The following is a 17936-nucleotide window of genomic DNA, read 5'->3' as shown; positions in this document are numbered from 1 at the left end:
GGCGGCCCGGGCGCTTCCGGCTTCGGACCAGGCTGGCTTCGACACTGCTGCCCGCCACGTGGCAGCAGTGTCGAACGGCTGATGTCGCTTCACCCGTTGCGGGACTTTATTTGCTTCCCCCCCCCAGCACCTTGTAAAGCGTCACCAGGTTGGCAAGCCGGGAGAGTCGTGCCGTGATCAGGTTTTGCTGGGCACTGTACAGGGAGCGCTGGGAATCGAGGACGTTCAGGTAGCTGTCGACGCCCTTGTCGTAACGGGCCTGGGAGAGCCGGTAGCTCTCGGCGGTGGCATCGGTCAGCGACTGTTGCGCCGCCACTTGGTCATCGATGGTGCCCCGCTGGGCAAGAGCATCGGCGACCTCGCGGAACGCCGTCTGAATTGCCTTCTCATACTGGGCAACCGCAATGTTCCGATCTACTTCTGCCACCTGGAGGTTGGCCCGGTTGCGGCCGGCGTCAAAAATCGGCAGCGAGATATGCGGAGCGAAATTCCAGGCAAAGGAATCGCCCTGGAAAAGCCCCGTCAGATCGTTGCTACCGAAGCCGACGCTCGAAACCAGGGTAATGCGGGGGAAAAATGCCGCCCGCGCCGCACCGATATTGGCATTTGCCCCCTTGAGCAGGCTCTCGGCCTGGAGGATATCGGGCCGGTTCAGCAAAACGTCGGAAGGAAGTCCCGGGGTAAGATCCTTCAACGCGGTGAGCGTTTCGGAGAGAGATACCGGATAGAGGTCGGTTCCCACCGGCGAGCCGACCACCAGGTTCAGGGCATTTTCGTCCTGGGCCACCAGGGTGGTATACCGGGCAATGTCGACCCGCGCCGTGTCGACGCTGGTCTGGGCCTGATGCAGATCGAGCGCCGAAGAAACGCCAACGTCGAAGCGGCTCTTGATGAGCTGGAAGGACGCCTGCTGGCTTGCCAGCGTCTCCTTTGCCAATTGTAGCCGTTCGCGGTCGGCGGCCAGGGCCAGCCAGCTGGTAGCGACCTGGGAAACCAGGCTGACCTGCACGCTCCGCCGCGCCTCATCGGTAGCAAGGTACTGCTCCAGCGCCTGCTCCTTAAGGCTCCTCACCCGGCCAAAAAGATCCAGTTCGTATGAGCTTACCCCCAGGCCGACACTGTACTGATGAAGGGTCCGTGCCTGGCCGGTTCCCGAAAAATCTTCGGGGAGACGCTGGAAATTACCGTCGGCGGTAGCATCAAGCTGCGGGAAGAGATCGGCCCGCTGAATCTGGTACTGTGCCCGGGCCCGTTCGATATTCAGGACGGCAACCCGCAGATCACGGTTATTATCCAGGGCTAGGGCAATCAGCTTGTGCAGCTTCTGATCGGCAAAAAACTCCTGCCAGGGAATATCGGCCACCGCTTTGCCAGCCTGCTGGCCGGATTGTTGCTGGTAGGAAGGTCCGCTTGGCCAAGCGGCCGGAACGGGAGCGGCAGGCCGGTTATAGTTCGGCGCCATGGTCGTGCAGCCGGCCAGGCAGAGGAAAACCCCCAGCGGCAGCGACAAGGCCGTTGTCATCCTATTCATCAATGCACCTCCTGGGAGTTGGCAGCAGGAGCCGGGACGGTCGACTTCTTCCGGGCAAAGACCCGTGACACCAGAACGAAGAAGAACGGAATAAAGATCAGGTCGATAAAGGTAGCCGAGAGAAGGCCACCGGTAACGGCGGTACCGATGGCGTTCTGAGCCGCGGCCCCGGCCCCCTTGGTCAGCGCCAGCGGCAGCGTACCGAAGAAAAACGCCAGCGAAGTCATGATGACCGGGCGGAGCCTGATCTTCACCGCTGCCAGAGTCGCATCAATCAACCCAAGGCCGTGATGCATCTGATCCTTGATGAACTGGATGATCAGGATGGCATTCTTGGTCGAAAGGCCAACGGTGGTGAGTAGGCCGATCTGGAGATAGACGTCGTTCGGGAACATCCTGAGCTTTACCGCCGTCACTGCTCCGACCAGACCCAGCGGCAGCATCAGCAGGTTGACGAAGGGGATGGTCCAGCTTTCGTACAACGCAGCCACCGAGAGAAACACTACCAGCAGCGAGATGGCATAGAGCGCCGGGGCCTGCGCACCGGCATTCTTTTCCTCATAGGAGAGGCCGGTCCATTCGTAACCTATCCCTGTTGGCAGTTGCCCCACCATTTTTTCCACCTCCGACATTGCCTCACCGGTACTCACCCCCGGAGCGGCCTGGCCGAGAATCTCCACCGACGGGATACCGTTGTAGCGCTCCAGGCGCGGCGAGCCGTACTGCCAATGGGCAGTGGCGAAGGCGGAGAAGGGAACCATCTCGCCCTTATCGTTGCGAACGTACCATGTGTTGATATCTTCCGGCAGCATCCGGGATTGGGCCTCGGCCTGCAGATAGACCTTCTTGACCCGGCCGTTCTGAATGAAATCGTTTACATAGGTACTCCCCCAAGCAGTGGAGAGAACGCTGTTGACATCGTCAAGCGATACCCCCAGTGCGCCGGCCCGAACATCGTCGATGTCGAGCTTGAACTGCGGAGAGTCGTCCTGACCGTTCGGACGGACCGCCACCAGTTTGGGGTTTGTCATCGCCATCCCGAGGAGTTGGTTGCGTGCCTCCATCAGCTTTGCGTGCCCCAAACCGCCCCGATCCTGAAGCTGCAAGTCGAAACCGTTGGCCACCCCCAGCTCCAGCACCGCCGGCGGCGAGAACGCGAAGGCAAGGCCGTCCCGGAATTTCGAAAAAGCCTTCATCGCCCGGCCGGCCACCGCCGCGGCCTTCAAATCCGGCGAGTGGCGCAATTTCCAGTCCTTCAGTTTCACGAAGGCGAGCCCCATGTTCTGACCCCGACCGGCGAAACTGAATCCAGTCACGGTGATAACCCCTTCCACCGTCTTCTTCTCGTCCTCAAGGAAATGTCGTTCCAGCTGGCGAATCACCTGGATGGTCCGCTCCTCGGTGGCACCGGCCGGCAACTGGACCTGGCAGATGATGAATCCCTGGTCCTCGTCGGGAAGGAACGAGGTCGGGAGATGGAGAAAGAACCAGCCCATTGCGGCGACGATGACGCCGTAGACCAGCAGATAGCGGATCGGTTTGCCGAAGGAACGGCCGACGATCCCTTCGTATTTTCCCCGACAGAACTCGAATACCTTGTTGAAGCGGCGGAAAAACGGGCAGAACCAGCCGCTCTCGCACGCCTCATGCCCCTGCTCCACCGGTTTGAGGATGGTGGAACAGAGTGCCGGCGTCAGGATCATAGCCACTAATACCGAGAGGATCATGGCGGAAATGATCGTGATCGAGAACTGGCGGTAGATAACCCCGGTGGAGCCGGGGAAGAAGGCCATCGGCAGAAAGACCGCCGTCAGGACGGTGGCAATCCCCCAGAGCGCACTGGTGATCTGCTGCATCGACTTGATGGTCGCGTCATGGGGGGAAAGCCCTTCCTCGGCCATGATCCGCTCCACGTTCTCGACGACGACGATCGCGTCGTCAACCAGGAGGCCGATGACAATGACCAAGGCAAACATGGTCAGGGTGTTGATGGAGAAGCCGGCAGCCGCCAGCACCCCCATGGTCCCCAGGAGGACCACCGGCACCGCGATGGTCGGGATCAGGGTTGCCCTGATGTTCTGCAGGAAGAGGAACATGATGATGAAGACCAGGCAGACCGCCTCGGCCAGGGTCCGGACCACTTCCTCGATGGAGATCTTGACGAATGGGGTGGTGTCATAGGGATAGACCACCTTCATGCCGGCAGGGAAATACTTCGACAGCTCCGCCATCTTCGCCTTGACCCGGTTACCGGTTTCCAGCGCATTGGCCCCGGAGGCAAGGCGGATCGCCATCCCTCCCAGTGGCTTGCCGTTGTAAAACGACTGGATTTCATAGTTTTCAGTGCCAATTTTACACTCGGCCACATCCTTCAGCTTGACCGTAGAGCCGTCGGGGTTGGTACGGAGGATGATGGCCCCGAACTGATCCGGGGTCTGGAGAAGCGTCCGGGCATTGATGGTGGCGTTGAGCTGCTGTCCCTTCGTTGCCGGCGCGCCGCCGAACTGCCCTGCCGAAACTTGGACGTTCTGTGCCTGCACCGCGGCAATCACGTCGTTGGTGGTCAGATGAAAATTATCCAGCTTCGCCGGATCAAGCCAGATCCGCATGGCGTTTTGAGTTCCGAAGAGAAGGATCTCCCCGACCCCATCAAGCCGGCTGATGTTGTCCTGGATGTTGGAGACCATGTAGTCGGTCAGGGCGTTGCGGTCCATGGACCCGTCTTCCGAAACCAGACCAACGATCAGCAGGAAGTTCCTGGTCGACTTAACGACAGAAATCCCTTGCCGCTGTACGATCTGCGGCAGGAGCGGAGTGGCAAGCTGCAACTTGTTCTGCACCTGTACCTGGGCGATGTTCGGATCGGTCCCCGCCTTGAAGGTCAGGGTAATGGATACCGCTCCCGACGAATCGCTGGTGGAGGACATGTAGATCAGGTTGTCGATCCCGTTCAGCTTCTGCTCGATCACCTGAGTGACCGTATCCTGCACCGTCTGGGCCGAAGCGCCGGGATAAGTCGCATTGATGGCAATCTCCGGCGGGGCGATGGCCGGATACTGGGAGACCGGCAGGGTCTTGATCGCTAGCAAGCCCGCCAACATGACCATGATGGCGATGACCCAGGCAAAGATCGGGCGATTTATGAAAAAGCGGGGCATTGCACGACTCCTTTATTTTTTTGCAGCAACAGTTTTTGGTGCAGCGGATGACGTTGCCGTCGGCTCGCCGCTGAATGGGACCGCCTTGACCTGCGTTCCCGGTCTTGCCTTCTGCAATCCCTCTAGAATGACCCGGTCTCCGGTTTTCAATCCGTCACTCACCAGCCATTTGTCGCCAACGGTCCGGACAACCTTGATCGGCCGCGGTTCGACCTTGTCCCCAGCCCCAACGACCATGACCAGAGCCCCTCCCTGCGGGTCGCGGGTCACGCCGCGTTGCGGGACGAGAATCGCTTGTTCATTTACGCCTTCTTCCACAACTGCCTGAACGAACATACCGGGAAGCAGGGTGTCTTTGGGATTAGGAAACACCGCCCGCAAGGTAACGGAGCCAGTGCTTTGATCAACGGTTACGTCCGAAAACTTTAGTACTCCTGCCAACGGATACGGAGTGCCGTCTTCCAGTATAAGTTTGACCTTGGCTTGCCCTGCTGCACTTTTTTTCAGGATGCCACTCGCCAGGTTCTGCTTCAGTTTCAACAGGTCGGCGGTCGATTGCGTCACATCCACGTAGATCGGTGCAAGCTGCTGGATGGTTGCCAGGGCCGTCGGCTGACTGGCGGTTACCAGCGCGCCGTCGGTCACGGCCGAACGGCCGATCCGTCCCGAAATAGGAGCGGTTACCTTGGTATAATCCAGGTTTATCCGCGCAGTCTCTACGGCCGCTTTGGCCGAGGCAACATCGGCTTCAGCCTGTTTGAGCGCCGCATTTGCATCATCGTAGTCCTGCTGGCTCACCGCCTTGATCTTGACCAAGTCGTGGAACCGTCCCTCCTTGAGCCGAGCCGGAATCAGATTTGCCTCGGCCCGCGCCAAAGCCGCCTTCGCGCTGGCATAGGCGGCCTTATAGGTCGCAGGATCGATCTGGTACAATACTTGGCCGGCCTTGACGTCCGAGCCTTCGACAAAGAGACGCTTTTGAATGATCCCTCCCACCTGGGGACGAACCTCGGCGATTATATGTGGGGACGTGCGGCCCGGCAATTCCGTCGTCAACGCCACGCGCTCGGGAGAAATGGCCACAACGCCCACTTCGGGCGGGCCGCTCGGCGCCGAACCACCGGCAGTAGTCTGCTTTCCGCAGCCGGCCAAGGCCAACCCTCCAACCAACACACTCATTGCAGCAATTAGTTTGATTCCATACTTGGTTTGCATACCCACCTCGATAAATTTCTGAAAATCACCAAACCTGTCGCCTGGACTCATGGCGAATCGGCAGCAGCCGGTGTCTGCTACCCAGCTACCGTTTTCTTGTCATAAACGCTATAATGGCCGTTACCGCCCAAGCCACCATGGTAAGGAAAACAAAAACTGTCATCGGCTCACTCCTGACCAGTGGATTGATCAGGGCCACCTACCAGAATGAATGTTCATTCTGGTACTGCACAACCACAGCGCCCTCACTCGCAAGCTAACGCTTGATACCATCCCAACATGCCTTGATGCATCGCACAACCAAGGAGTCTTTCAGTTGGATGAAGCCGAGGATATGATCTCGAGCCATGGCCAGCAGCGGACCGAAGGCCAGATCGAACAGCAGCACCAGCGGCAGCTCTTTGATAACCTGCTGGGCGACCCCCTCCTCGAAGAGGTCACGGAAGACATCGCACCCCTCCCGATTGCCAAGGACCTTGTCCCGACGATACTCCACCCCGTAAGGAGAGTTGTGAAACTGTTCGAGAAAACGGAAATCGAGCGGGCTACCAATGAAATAGCGGAGCAGCGACGTCCCTAGGTGCATAAAGCGTTCACGGATCGGTTTTTCAGCCGGATATCCCGCATGGAGGGCCGGATAGATGCGCTCTTCCAGCTCACAGTAGAGTTCCGTAATCATCACTTCCTTGTTCTCGAAATAGCGGTAGATCGTACCGGCACCAACCCCGGCCCGATCGGCAATCATCGCCATAGGGGCGCCGTGAAAGCCGTGCTCGGCAATTAACTCCAGCGCCGCTCGCACTATTTCGCCCCGTTTTCCTGATTTGTCCATCGTCCCTTCCTTTTGCGGAATGAATATTCATTCAATCTATGCAGTCGACAGCCACTTGTCAAGTTATTTCTCCGGAGGTTTGTCGGAAGGCAATGCCCGCAGCCGCACTATCGACCAGAGCTCCTCCTGGTCCTTCCCTTCCGTTGTTCGCATGGGAAACGCCAGGAGGAACAATGAAAAAGGCCGTCATCCTTTTGGATAACGGCCTTCGGTCATTTGGCTCCCCAACCCGGACTCGAACCAGGGACAAGGTGGTTAACAGCCACCTGCTCTACCGACTGAGCTATTGGGGAATAGAGAATAGCCTTGTACCACGACCGCATCTTGGCTGTCAAGCGGAAAGATTGAGCCAACCGCTTTCGATTCCGTAATCAATGCCAAGCATAATATAGGTTCTTTGACCGGCGGCTTACACTTGGGCGAGAAAATGGCTTGACAGGATCCTTCTCTACGATTTAAATTGTGCATATGCACAAAAACAACAGGAGGGCAAATGAAGCTCTGTTTTCCCGTTACAGAAGACCGAGGACTCGAAAGCGCCGTTTTTAAGCATTTTGGCTCCGCACAAAAGTTTGTCCTTGTCGACACCGAAACTAATGAAGTTGCCAGCATCATCAATCGCGACCAACTGCACGTTGACGGTTCGTGCAACCCGATAAAAGCACTGGCTGGCAACAAGGTAGATGCCGTCATTGTTGGCGGGATCGGCGCCGGAGCACTGATCATGCTCAATCGGTCCAGAATTAAGGTTTACAGCGCCCAAGGAACCACCGTTCAGGAAAATGTCAGCAAGTTCAGAGACGGCAGCTTCCGCGAGCTTATCCCAGGATCATGCAAGCACCATGACCAAGGATGTGCTCATTGACGCGTTGCCATTTTACCATCGTACCCGGAACGCTCGACCGGTAATGCACTTGTAGAAAGGTTTTGTGATGAGCGAACAATACTCCGCGACCACCTGGGATCACGTCCGCAATCCGCGGAATGTCGGCGCCATGGAGGACGCCAACGTCGTCGTGCAGGCAGGAGACCCAACCTGCGGCGATACCCTGCTCTATTTCCTCAAAATCGAAGCGGGGATCGTCAAGGATATCAAATTTCTCATCAAAGGATGCGGTGCTGCCATTGCAACCTCTTCAATCGCGACTGAGATGGTAATGGGGAAGTCGATCGATGAAGTGATGATGCTGACAGACCTGGAAATTGCCAATGCGCTCGGCGGACTGCCCGAAGAGAAGATGCATTGCTCCAACATGGCCGCTTCAGCGCTCCACGCAGCCATCAAGCAGTACCAGGAGACCGTTGCCGGAACGGTACCGCCGCTCGGCCTGTAATCCGTCAGCACCGTCATGCCGCCCCAGAGCGTATTTGTTGCCTCTTGCCGCCGTGCTTTTTCCAGAGGCTGGATAAGCCAAGTGAATATTCAGCATAAAACAAAATCGGCGAGACCGCCTGCATTTGGCAATCCCGCCGTTTCATTGGCGCGCCCGGAGAGATTCGAACTCCCGACCCTCTGGTTCGAAGCCAGGTACTCTATCCAGCTGAGCTACGGGCGCAATTCGTGGTCCTCGGCAAATAGTCAGCTGCCGCGGTTAAAAAACGGCGGCCAGTCAACAACCGGCCACCGCAACATGGCGGAGAGATAGGGATTCGAACCCTAGATACCCGGAGGGTATACCTGATTTCGAGTCAGGCGCCTTCGACCACTCGGCCATCTCTCCAATTTATTCACACAAAAACGGCTATTGAGCCGCCTTTTTCTTTCTTAACCCGACAAAAAACTCGCTGAGCTTTTGCGAACATTCAACAGCACGAACCAAAGGCACCAGCTCGACCTGGTGATTGAGCCGACCGTCCTGCGCAACATTGTATAAAGAGCCAGCTGCACCACCCTTCGGATCGTAACAACCGAAAACAACCCGCCTAATCCGCGCGAGAACAATGGCCCCCATGCACATGAGACAAGGCTCTAACGTTACATAAAGATCAGCACCGGCGAGCCGCCAGCTATCACTTTTGGCTGCCGCACGCCGAAGGGCAATTACTTCCGCATGAGCGGTAGGATCTTTTTTCCGCTCCCGCTCGTTAAACCCCCGGCCTAATAATTCCCCATCACGAACAACCACGGCACCGATCGGCACCTCTCCGCGTGCAGCCGCTTTAGCGGCCTCCCGGAGAGCCTTTCCCATCCAATAACCGTCGTCCTTTATCGTTGCAGCCATTGTCATGCCATCAGCCGGATTGTGTTATATACCCCGTTTTAGCCGGGGTGTCAACTGCGGTTTGCCGCCAGCATCACCAGCAGTGTCACGAAAAAGGGGCTACACTGACGGTAGCCCCTCATTCGAAGTAAAATGGCGCGCTCGGAGAGATTCGAACTCCCGACCTACGGATTCGTAGTCCGTTGCTCTATCCAGCTGAGCTACGAGCGCACAACAACTAATTGGCAGGAATGAAATCAACCAGCGTGAAACCATACTTCGGATGATTGAACGCGTGGGTTGTCGGATAGAGGGAGAACAACCAGCCTTTGAAGACTTCCTTGCCCCCCTCGAGAATCTTCACCTGAACGGCCGGATTCTTCGGCTCATTCGATTGCGAGGTGAGCGTCGTGCCGTCCATCGTAAACTGCGGCAAGAAATTCTCCACCTTGATCACCAGATTGCTGCCGGGTATGGCCAGCTCCGATCCGAGATTCACCGTGTAGACCGTTTCCTTGTTAACGGTCTTGTCCATAACGGCAATCTTTACCGCTTTCCATTTCCCCTTAACGCTGGGGGGAACGACTACAACCGATTCTTTCCTTGCGGTCTGTCCATGAGGCGTTGCTACTTCCCCACCGTTTTTCTGTTCTTCACTCTTACTACAACCAGAAGCTGCCAGCGCCGCAATGACTGCTACGGCAAACAGCTTGACCAGACCTTTCACAACTCCTCCTCGTCCCACACCACCTCGTTACGCCAGCCGATAAAACTGGCGGAGAGAGAGGGATTCGAACCCTCGATACCGGTTTCCCAGTATACTCGCTTAGCAGGCGAGCGCCTTCGACCTACTCGGCCATCTCTCCGGTTCGTTGTCTTTCAATGTGGCGGAGGGAGTAGGATTCGAACCCACGGAACTTTCGTTCAACGGTTTTCAAGACCGCCGCCTTAAACCACTCGGCCATCCCTCCGAAAGCCTAGCCGATCTTCTCAACGCCGCCCATGTATTGGCGGAGCGCCTCGGGGATAACAACCGATCCGTCTTCCTGCTGGTAGTTCTCGAGGATGGCAAGCAAGGTTCGCCCCACCGCCAAGCCTGAGCCATTGAGGGTGTGAACAAACTCCGGCTTCGATCGTTCATCTTCTTTGAAGCGGATGGATGCGCGACGCGCCTGAAAATCCTCAAAATTGCTACACGAAGAGATTTCCCGATAGGTTTCCTGACCGGGAAGCCAGACTTCGATATCGTATGTTTTGGCGGCTGAAAAACCGAGATCGCCGGTGCAAAGCTCCACTACCCGGTAATGGAGGCCCAGCCGGCGCAACACCTCTTCAGCATTGCCAAGCAGCACTTCCAGCTCATCGTACGATGTCGCCGGATGAACGAACTTCACCAGTTCAACTTTGTTAAACTGGTGCTGGCGGATAAGCCCCCGCACGTCCTTACCGTAAGAACCCGCCTCTTTCCTGAAACAGGGGGTGTACGCCGTGTAGCTCAAGGGCAGGTCGGAAGCACGGAGGATATCGCCGCGATGAATGTTGGTAACGGGCACTTCAGCTGTCGGGATGAGGAAATAATCAACCCCTTCCAGGTGGAAGAGGTCCTCTTCAAACTTCGGCAGCTGACCGGTGCCAGTCATGCTCTCCCTGTTTACCATAAAGGGCGGCAGCATTTCAAGATAATTGTGCCGTTCCGTATGCAGGTCGAGCATGAAATTAATGAGGGCCCGTTCGAGCCTGGCGCCTGCCCCCCGGTAGAGCGTGAAACGCGCCCCAGTCAGCTTTGCGCCACACTCGAAATCGAGGATGCCAAGGTCTTCACCAAGTTCCCAATGCGGCTTGGGAACAAAATCGAAGCGCGGGATTTCCCCCCACTTCCGCACCTCTCGGTTGTCCGCCTCGGAAGCCCCCTCCGGAACCGATGCGTTGGGAATATTCGGAATCGTCAGCAAAATTCCGTCGAACTCCGTTTCGAGTCGGCGCAAGTCCTCATCCAGCTCCTTGATTTTACCCGAAACTTCACGCATTTCGGCAATCCGATCCTGAACTTGGCTCTTGTCCTTAACACGACCGATCTCTTCGGAAACCTTATTCCGCAACGCCTTGAGCGTTTCGTTCTCTTTCAGTATCTCGCGGCGCTGCTCGTCAAGCTCCCGAAATCGAGCTAGGCTGATTCCCGGCCCACGCGTCTGGAGCCGCCGCTCTGCTTCCTCAAGGTGCTCGCGTAGATATCGTGAATCAAGCATTGGAAAAACCTTTACTTTCCGAAGGTGAAAGTTATAGTAATTAACATTCGTCGCCCGGTTAGTCAATCATTTTGTCGTCATTCCGCTCGGAGGTAATGTGAAATTTCTCCCCTTGGTGCTATTCGCCGGGCTATGGCTCGGTATCGGGTATTCCTCAGCCACCGCTGCGGAAATAACTATCAATTTCGTTGGCGACATCATGCTTGCCGGCAGCGCCACGTCGCTCTTTGACCGACAGGGTTATGACTACCCGTTCTCCGCGACCGCCCCCCTTCTTCAAACCGGAGACTTGTGCGTCGGCAATCTTGAAGCACCCATTACCCGTACTGGCACAGAGTTCACTGAAAAGCGCTATCACTTCCGGACAAATCCGGCGGCGACGATAGCTCTCAGACATGCCGGATTTTCGGTGTTGACCCTGGCAAACAACCATATGATGGATTTCGGCGCTCAGGGTTTGCGCGAGACCCTTGCCAACCTGAATCACCAGGGAATCCAGTTCACCGGGGCTGGCGAATCGTTGAACGAGGCACGCCGGGCAGCACTGGTGCGGGTTAAAGGAAAAACGATCGCCTTTCTCGCCTATTCGCTGACCCAGCCGGTAGAATTCTTCGCCACGGGCAATTCAGCCGGTACGGCACCCGGTTACGCCTTATTCTACCAGGAGGATGTCCGCAAGGCACGTGCCGTAGCGGACTATGTGATCGTTTCCTTCCACTGGGGAGAGGAACGACGCAGCCTTCCCAAGCCTTACCAGACGGCTGCCGCACATCGCGCCATAGACGCGGGCGCCGACGCCGTCATTGGCCACCACCCGCATGTCCTCCAGGGGATTGAAATCTATCGTGGCAAACCGATCCTCTATAGTCTCGGCAATTTTGCCTTCGGTAGCCGGAGTACTGCCGCGGCGCACAGCATTATCGGCCGGATTCATCTCGCCGACGCAGGGAGTTATCTGGAAATTCTCCCCCTCAACGTCTTGTACAGTGATGTGCGTTACCAGCCGCAACCGGCCAACAGGGAGATTGGCCGTAAAATCATCCGTCATCTGGCTACGATTTCCCGCCCTTTTCGCAGCAGGATATCCTGTGAGAACGGCCGTTATTTGGTAAAATATGTCGACCATCAGGAGCAGGACGCCATTCGAACGGCACGGAGGTGACACCATGCCCCGGCTCTTCATCGCGATCGATCTTCCCGAGGTCGTCAAGGCGCAGCTTACCGCGCTTTGCTCCGGATTTCCCGGCGCCCGGTGGGTACCGCCGGAGCAGCTGCATCTCACGCTCCGCTTTATCGGGGACGCGGACGACCGACAGCTTGCCCAGCTTCAGGTCAGATTGGCAGCCATCTCCCTTCCGCGATTTTGCCTCTCGTTGCAGAAGACCGGCTGTTTTCCGTCCGCACGACAGCCCCGGGTGCTCTGGATCAGCATTCAGAAGGTCCCTGCGCTGTTTCAGTTGGTTACCGACATCGAGCACGCTGTCACCGCCACCGGCTTCCCTACCGAGCACCGCCCCTATACTCCGCATATTACGCTTGCCCGGCTCAAAGACGGCCAGCCGGAGGATTTTGCAGCGTATCAAGCAAAGCACGCCGATCTTTCGCCGACTCCTTTCGCGGTCAATGAGTTTCATCTTTACGCAAGTATCTTGACCCGGGATGGAGCTATCCACCGGCGTAAGGGGACTTTCCCTTTGACGATAGATGGAGGGACATAAGGTACGGCACCCGAATCGGCACCGTAAAAAGAAAGGATCTAGTAGAATCGCAGCGGCCGTAAGAGGGGGTCAGAACACGGCCGCCGCGAGCCCTGCAGCCATCAGCTGATGATATCCATCACTTTCTCGAAGAAATTCTTTTTCATCGGGTGGACCTCTTCGCCGCTGATCTTGGCAAATTCTTCAAGCAATTCGCGCTGCCGTTTGTTGAGATTGCAGGGCGTTTCTACCTTGATGATCACCAGCTGGTCCCCCCGGCCGTAACCCTGGAGTTGCGGTATTCCCTTGCCCCGAAGCCGGAACATCCGCCCCGACTGGGTTCCGTCCGGCACCTTCATCGACACCTTGCCATCGAGAGTCGGTACCTCTACTTCACAACCGAGCGCCGCCTGGACAAAACTGATCGGGATCTCGCAGAGGACATCATTGTCTTCGCGGGCGAAAATCGCATGGGGCTTGACACTGATGGCCACATAGAGGTCGCCGTTCCCTCCCCCTTTGATCCCTTGCCCGCCTTCACCGGTCAGCTTGAGCCGGGTACCGGTTTCCACGCCGGCCGGGACCTTCACTGCCAAATTCTTGGTATCGCGCACCATGCCGGTGCCTCGGCACGACGGACAGGGATTTTCGACAACACGGCCTTCGCCGTTGCAATGGCTGCAGGTTTTGCTGACGCTGAAGAAGCCTTGTTGGAATCGAACCTGGCCGGCACCGCGGCAGGTCGGGCAGACCTTCGGCTCGGTTCCCGGCTTGGCGCCACTGCCGCCGCAATCCCCGCACCGCTTGGAAAAGGGAACGTCGATCTGCTTCTCTACTCCAAACGCGGCTTCCTCGAAACTGAGTTCCAAATTGTACTGGAGATCGTCGCCACGCCGCCCCCGGCCCCGAGGACGCCCGCCGAACAGATCGCCGAAGATATCACTGAAGATGTCGCCAAAGGGCGTGCCGGCCCCGAATCCCGCCGAAGAGAATCCCCCGCCGCTAACGCCGGCATGGCCGAATTGATCGTATTGAGCCCGTTTTTGCGGGTCGGAGATAACCTCATAGGCCTCGGTTATTTCCTTGAACTGCTCTTCTGCCTCGTTATCGCCCGGATTTTTGTCCGGATGATACTGGATCGCCAGCTTTCGGAAGGCCTTTTTTACCTCGGTATCTGAAGCGTTGCGATGAACGCCGAGCACTTCGTAATAATCACGTTTTTCAGCAGCCAAAATCAGTCCTTTCCCAGGCAAACGGCAAAAGGCCAAGGGTGACAGGGCGTACTCCTCCCGCCATCCCTTAGCCTTCTTCCGTCACCCCAAGCAAGCTTCACGATTACTTCTTGTCGTCTTTAACTTCTTCGAAATCGGCGTCAACCACCTTTTCGTCCTTCGGCCCTTCCGCTTGCGACTCGCCGGCAGCTTCCTCTCCTGCCTGCCCCGCCTTGGCATAAACCGCCTCGGCAAGCTTGTGCGACGCCTGCATCAGCTCTTCGCTTGCCTTTTTGATGGCTTCGGCATCTTCCTTCTCAAGCTCATTCTTCAGGGCAGCGACAGCATCCTCGATCCGCTTCCGCTCGTCGGCACCGATTTTATCCCCATACTCCTTGAGAGATTTTTCGGTGGTATAGATCAGTGAATCCGCCTGGTTACGGGCCTCGATCAATTCCCGCTTTTTCTTGTCGTCGGCCGCATGGGCATCGGCCTCCTTGACCATCCGATCAATTTCCTCTTTGGATAAGCCGGAGGAGGCGGTGATCCGGATCGACTGCTCCTTGCCGGTCCCCAGGTCTTTCGCGGAAACATGGACGATACCGTTGGCATCGATGTCAAAGGTTACTTCGATCTGCGGTACCCCGCGCGGAGCCGCCGGGATTCCGGTCAGTTCGAACATGCCCAGGGTCTTGTTGTCCGACGCCATCTCCCGCTCACCCTGAAGCACATGAATGGTAACCGCCGGCTGATTGTCGGATGCGGTTGAGAAGGTCTGCGACTTCCGGCAGGGAATCGTCGTGTTCTTCTCGATCAACCGCGTCATGACGCTACCGAGGGTCTCGATACCGAGGGAGAGCGGCGTGACGTCCAGCAACAGAACGTCCTTCACATCCCCCTTGAGCACGCCGCCCTGAATGGCGGCACCGATTGCGACCACCTCGTCGGGATTGACCCCCTTGTTCGGCGTCTTGCCAAATATATCCTGCACCCGTTTTTGCACCGCCGGCATCCGGGTCATCCCACCGACCAGGATCACCTCGTCGATCTCGGCCGGGGAAAGGCCGGCATCGCGCAGAGCGGTGCGGCAGGGGCCTTCAAGTTTGTCCAGCAGGCTGGCACAGAGCGTCTCCAGCTTGGCACGGCTCAGTTTCATCAGCAAATGTTTCGGCCCGCTGGCGTCGGCGGTGATAAACGGCAGGTTAATTTCGGTCTCCGCCGAACCGGAAAGTTCGCACTTGGCCTTTTCAGCCGCTTCCTTGAGCCGTTGGAGAGCCATCTTGTCGCTGCGCAGGTCAATCCCCTGCTCTTTCTTGAATTCGTCGGCCACCCAGTCGATAATTCGCTGGTCGAAATCCTCGCCGCCGAGAAAGGTATCGCCGTTAGTCGATTTAACTTCAAAGACCCCGTCACCGATCTCGAGGATGGAAATGTCGAACGTCCCGCCGCCCAGGTCGAAGACGGCAATTTTTTCGTCCTTTTTCTTGTCCAACCCGTAGGCAAGGGCGGCAGCGGTCGGCTCGTTGATGATCCGCAGGACATTGAGCCCGGCGATCTTGCCGGCATCCTTGGTCGCCTGGCGCTGCGAATCGTTGAAATAGGCCGGAACGGTGATGACGGCGTCGGTCACTTCCTGCCCCAGGTAGTCTTCCGCAGTCTTTTTCATCTTCTGGAGAACGATCGCCGAGATCTCCGGCGGGGAATACTGCTTGCCGTGGGCTTCAACCCAGGCATCGCCGTTGTCGGCCTTGGCGATCTTGAACGGCGAGATGGAGATGTCTTTGCGCACTTCCGCGGAATCGAACTTGCGGCCGATCAGCCGTTTGATGGCAAACAAGGTGTTTTCCGGATTGGTGACCGCCTGCCGCTTGGCCTGCTGTCCGACGATCCGCTCGCCACTGTCGGTGAAGGCTACCATCGACGGCGTGGTCCGACTTCCTTCGGAGTTGGCTATGACAACCGGCTCTCCACCCTCCATTATTGCGACGCAGGAGTTGGTGGTCCCCAGGTCGATACCGATTACTTTACTCATTGGTAACTTCCTCCTTTTTGCTCGATAAGCCCAACCTAGTCATTGCCCCACGGAAAAGCAAGGGGCAAACATCTTTTATTTACCCTTTTCCCCACAGGCAACCGATACCATGGCAGGCCTGATCAGTCGCTCGTTGAGGAGATACCCTTTCTGGAAGATCTCGACGATCGTGTTGGCGGGGAGCTCTGTCGTTTCGACCTGGCACATCGCCTGATGGAGGGCCGGATCGAAAGCGGTTCCCTTCTCCGCCTCTACCGCCGCTACGCCGAACTTTTTCATCGTCGCAAGGAGCATACTGTGGGTCATCTTGACCCCTTCAATAATGGCCGTGAGGCTCTCCTCGCTGGCATGGGCCAAGGCACGTTCCATGTTGTCCAGTACCGGCAGGATCTCGAGGATCAGGCTCTCGTTCCCATACTTGAGCAGTTCTTCCTTTTCCTTCTGGGTCCGTCTTCGATAGTTTTCCAGATCGGCCCGCTCGCGAACGAACTTGTCCCAGTTGGCAGCCACCTCAGCCTCTTTGGTGGCCAGCAATGCTTCCAGCTGGCCAATCCGTTCGCTGTCCGACAGATTCTCGACTTCGCTTGCCACCGGAGCGCCGCTTTCTGCCGCATGACCGGCATTCAGCATTTCTTTATCGTGGCTTCCTTTTTTCTTATCCACAGCTCCACCCTTTCCCAACACGTTTGCTATGTTTCCTCGAGCAGTCTGCTCACCAGCTTTGCAGTGTAATCGACGATCGGGATCACCTTGGCATAGCCCATCCGGGTCGGCCCGATCACCCCCAGCACGCCGAGGGTATTCTTGCCGGTAAGGTAGGTCGAGGTGACGACGCTCAAGCCTTCCATCCGGTTCAGGTGCGTTTCGGCGCCGATAAAAATCTGCACCCCCTGAGCGTTTATGCAGCGGTCCAGGAGATCGACCAGATGCCCCTTCTCTTCAAAAGCGCGGAAGATCGTCTTCATCCGCCCGACATCGGCAAATTCGGGCTGTTCGAAAATATTGGTCTGCCCTTCGATGAAAATCTGCGCACCCTCCTCTTCGAGGGTTTGTTCGGACAGGACAAGGGCACGGGCAATCAGCGAATCGTAAAGGGCCTTTTCGCCCTTCATCTCTTCCAGAATCCTGGTCCTGACCTGGGCGACGGGCAGTCCTTCGAGCAACTCGTTGAGATAGTTGGACATCCGGACCAGGTCCTCGGTCGCGAACTCCTCTTCCGATTCGATCAACCGATTCTGCACCGAACCATTTTGTGCTACCAGAACAGTCAGAATCCGCCGACCGCTCAGCTTGACGAACTCGATATGACGGAAAATGGTCGACGAAAAGCGGGGTGCCAGGACAATCCCCGTATAGCGGGAGACCGATGAAAGCATCCGGCTGGTTTCGTGCAGGATCGCCCCGATGTCCCGTCCGGCAGCATTATATTGCTTGCGAATCAGCTCCCGTTCCGGCTTGTCAATCCTGCGCACCGTCAGCAGCGAATCGACGTAGAAGCGGTAGGCCTTATCAGTGGGAACGCGACCCGCCGAAGTATGGGGCGAAGCCAGAAAGCCCATTTCCTCAAGATCGGCCATCACATTCCGCACCGACGCAGGCGACAGAGCAAGCCCGTGCCGTCTGGTGACGGCCCTGCTCCCCACCGGTTCAGCGGTAACGATATAATCCTCGATGATCGCTTCGAGGATTTTTTTATTGCGCTCCGAAAGCTCGTCCTTCATTTGCACACCCCACAAAGCACGTTAGCACTCAGACGAGGTGAGTGCTAACGTGGTAAAAGTAACAACGCCCCTGTACTTTGTCAAGGGATTTC

Annotated in this window: 15 protein-coding genes and 6 tRNA genes; 4 read left to right on the top strand and 17 right to left on the bottom strand. The window is 57.1% G+C overall.

The features are described 5' to 3' along the window. Positions 1 to 106: 106 nt before the first annotated feature. The 5 genes from adeC to QMN23_RS00260 form a co-directional block, all read right to left on the bottom strand. Complete coding sequence (adeC, locus tag QMN23_RS00280) at positions 107 to 1531, bottom strand: AdeC/AdeK/OprM family multidrug efflux complex outer membrane factor (RefSeq protein WP_282001072.1); 1425 nt, start codon at positions 1529 to 1531, stop codon at positions 107 to 109. Further along, the gene (locus QMN23_RS00275) at positions 1531 to 4689 is read right to left on the bottom strand and encodes an efflux RND transporter permease subunit (protein ID WP_282001071.1); all 3159 of its coding nucleotides are present in this window, start codon (positions 4687 to 4689) and stop codon (positions 1531 to 1533) included. The genes adeC and QMN23_RS00275 overlap by 1 nt, the downstream gene beginning before the upstream one ends. A gap of 12 nt (positions 4690 to 4701) precedes the next feature. Further along, entirely contained in the window at positions 4702 to 5904 is a 1203-nt protein-coding gene (locus tag QMN23_RS00270) for an efflux RND transporter periplasmic adaptor subunit (protein ID WP_282003957.1), read from the bottom strand. A 256-nt stretch (positions 5905 to 6160) separates the two neighbouring features. Next, positions 6161 to 6736, bottom strand: a complete 576-nt coding sequence (locus QMN23_RS00265) for a TetR/AcrR family transcriptional regulator (protein WP_282001070.1) — start codon at positions 6734 to 6736, stop codon at positions 6161 to 6163. A gap of 217 nt (positions 6737 to 6953) precedes the next feature. Continuing rightward, positions 6954 to 7029, bottom strand: a tRNA-Asn gene (locus QMN23_RS00260). A gap of 200 nt (positions 7030 to 7229) precedes the next feature. Between QMN23_RS00260 and QMN23_RS00255 the strand changes: the two genes are divergently transcribed. Together QMN23_RS00255 and QMN23_RS00250 are read left to right on the top strand one after the other, a co-directional pair. Continuing rightward, the gene (locus QMN23_RS00255) at positions 7230 to 7601 is read left to right on the top strand and encodes a NifB/NifX family molybdenum-iron cluster-binding protein (protein WP_282001069.1); all 372 of its coding nucleotides are present in this window, start codon (positions 7230 to 7232) and stop codon (positions 7599 to 7601) included. A gap of 67 nt (positions 7602 to 7668) precedes the next feature. Next, the gene (locus QMN23_RS00250) at positions 7669 to 8070 is read left to right on the top strand and encodes an iron-sulfur cluster assembly scaffold protein (RefSeq protein WP_282001068.1); all 402 of its coding nucleotides are present in this window, start codon (positions 7669 to 7671) and stop codon (positions 8068 to 8070) included. Between the two features lie 145 nt (positions 8071 to 8215). Here the strand turns inward: QMN23_RS00250 and QMN23_RS00245 are convergent. The 8 genes from QMN23_RS00245 to serS all read right to left on the bottom strand — a co-directional run bounded on the left by QMN23_RS00245 (position 8216) and on the right by serS (position 11183). Beyond that, a tRNA-Arg gene (locus QMN23_RS00245) sits at positions 8216 to 8292 on the bottom strand. A 76-nt stretch (positions 8293 to 8368) separates the two neighbouring features. Further along, positions 8369 to 8457: transfer RNA gene (locus tag QMN23_RS00240), tRNA-Ser, on the bottom strand. 21 nt (positions 8458 to 8478) lie between these two features. Further along, entirely contained in the window at positions 8479 to 8958 is a 480-nt protein-coding gene (gene tadA / locus QMN23_RS00235; protein WP_282001067.1) for a tRNA adenosine(34) deaminase TadA, read from the bottom strand. Between the two features lie 133 nt (positions 8959 to 9091). Next, positions 9092 to 9168: transfer RNA gene (locus tag QMN23_RS00230), tRNA-Arg, on the bottom strand. Between the two features lie 7 nt (positions 9169 to 9175). After that, positions 9176 to 9664, bottom strand: a complete 489-nt coding sequence (locus QMN23_RS00225) for a DUF2155 domain-containing protein (protein WP_282001066.1) — start codon at positions 9662 to 9664, stop codon at positions 9176 to 9178. A gap of 46 nt (positions 9665 to 9710) precedes the next feature. Further along, positions 9711 to 9803, bottom strand: a tRNA-Ser gene (locus QMN23_RS00220). A gap of 19 nt (positions 9804 to 9822) precedes the next feature. After that, a tRNA-Ser gene (locus QMN23_RS00215) sits at positions 9823 to 9908 on the bottom strand. 6 nt (positions 9909 to 9914) lie between these two features. Next, complete coding sequence (gene serS / locus QMN23_RS00210) at positions 9915 to 11183, bottom strand: serine--tRNA ligase (RefSeq protein WP_282001065.1); 1269 nt, start codon at positions 11181 to 11183, stop codon at positions 9915 to 9917. A gap of 97 nt (positions 11184 to 11280) precedes the next feature. Between serS and QMN23_RS00205 the strand changes: the two genes are divergently transcribed. Both QMN23_RS00205 and thpR read left to right on the top strand, forming a co-directional pair. Continuing rightward, a complete protein-coding gene (locus tag QMN23_RS00205) occupies positions 11281 to 12345 on the top strand; it encodes a CapA family protein (protein WP_348835251.1) in 1065 nt (354 codons plus the stop codon). Between the two features lie 4 nt (positions 12346 to 12349). Further along, entirely contained in the window at positions 12350 to 12901 is a 552-nt protein-coding gene (gene thpR, locus QMN23_RS00200) for an RNA 2',3'-cyclic phosphodiesterase (protein ID WP_282001064.1), read from the top strand. Positions 12902 to 13002: 101 nt separating this feature from the next. Here thpR and dnaJ read toward each other — a convergent pair whose 3' ends face one another. The 4 genes from dnaJ to hrcA form a co-directional block, all read right to left on the bottom strand. After that, entirely contained in the window at positions 13003 to 14112 is a 1110-nt protein-coding gene (dnaJ, locus tag QMN23_RS00195) for a molecular chaperone DnaJ (protein ID WP_282001063.1), read from the bottom strand. 103 nt (positions 14113 to 14215) lie between these two features. Beyond that, positions 14216 to 16123 carry a molecular chaperone DnaK gene (gene dnaK, locus QMN23_RS00190; protein WP_282001062.1) on the bottom strand — a complete coding sequence of 636 codons (1908 nt, stop codon included), beginning with the start codon at positions 16121 to 16123 and terminating at the stop codon, positions 14216 to 14218. Positions 16124 to 16198: 75 nt separating this feature from the next. Next, positions 16199 to 16786: a nucleotide exchange factor GrpE gene (gene grpE / locus QMN23_RS00185; protein WP_282001061.1), complete on the bottom strand. Its 588-nt coding sequence runs from the start codon at positions 16784 to 16786 to the stop codon at positions 16199 to 16201. 26 nt (positions 16787 to 16812) lie between these two features. Further along, complete coding sequence (gene hrcA, locus QMN23_RS00180) at positions 16813 to 17844, bottom strand: heat-inducible transcriptional repressor HrcA (protein WP_282001060.1); 1032 nt, start codon at positions 17842 to 17844, stop codon at positions 16813 to 16815. Positions 17845 to 17936: the final 92 nt, after the last annotated feature.

Source organism: Geotalea uraniireducens, assembly GCF_027943965.1.
GTDB lineage: Bacteria > Desulfobacterota > Desulfuromonadia > Geobacterales > Geobacteraceae > Geobacter > Geobacter uraniireducens.
Note: the sequence above shows the minus strand (reverse complement) of the source record. Positions and strands in the feature narration are given on the sequence as shown.

Excerpts from the sequence above, each read along its gene's own strand:
- dnaK (WP_282001062.1), bottom strand. The coding sequence starts at position 16,123 with ATGAGTAAAGTAATCGGTATCGACCTGGGGACCACCAACTCCTGCGTC.
- hrcA (WP_282001060.1), bottom strand. The coding sequence starts at position 17,844 with ATGAAGGACGAGCTTTCGGAGCGCAATAAAAAAATCCTCGAAGCGATC.
- QMN23_RS00255 (WP_282001069.1), top strand. The coding sequence starts at position 7,230 with ATGAAGCTCTGTTTTCCCGTTACAGAAGACCGAGGACTCGAAAGCGCC.
- serS (WP_282001065.1), bottom strand. The coding sequence starts at position 11,183 with ATGCTTGATTCACGATATCTACGCGAGCACCTTGAGGAAGCAGAGCGG.
- adeC (WP_282001072.1), bottom strand. The coding sequence starts at position 1,531 with ATGAATAGGATGACAACGGCCTTGTCGCTGCCGCTGGGGGTTTTCCTC.
- QMN23_RS00275 (WP_282001071.1), bottom strand. The coding sequence starts at position 4,689 with ATGCCCCGCTTTTTCATAAATCGCCCGATCTTTGCCTGGGTCATCGCC.
- tadA (WP_282001067.1), bottom strand. The coding sequence starts at position 8,958 with ATGGCTGCAACGATAAAGGACGACGGTTATTGGATGGGAAAGGCTCTC.
- QMN23_RS00270 (WP_282003957.1), bottom strand. The coding sequence starts at position 5,904 with ATGCAAACCAAGTATGGAATCAAACTAATTGCTGCAATGAGTGTGTTG.
- QMN23_RS00265 (WP_282001070.1), bottom strand. The coding sequence starts at position 6,736 with ATGGACAAATCAGGAAAACGGGGCGAAATAGTGCGAGCGGCGCTGGAG.
- thpR (WP_282001064.1), top strand. The coding sequence starts at position 12,350 with ATGCCCCGGCTCTTCATCGCGATCGATCTTCCCGAGGTCGTCAAGGCG.
- QMN23_RS00250 (WP_282001068.1), top strand. The coding sequence starts at position 7,669 with ATGAGCGAACAATACTCCGCGACCACCTGGGATCACGTCCGCAATCCG.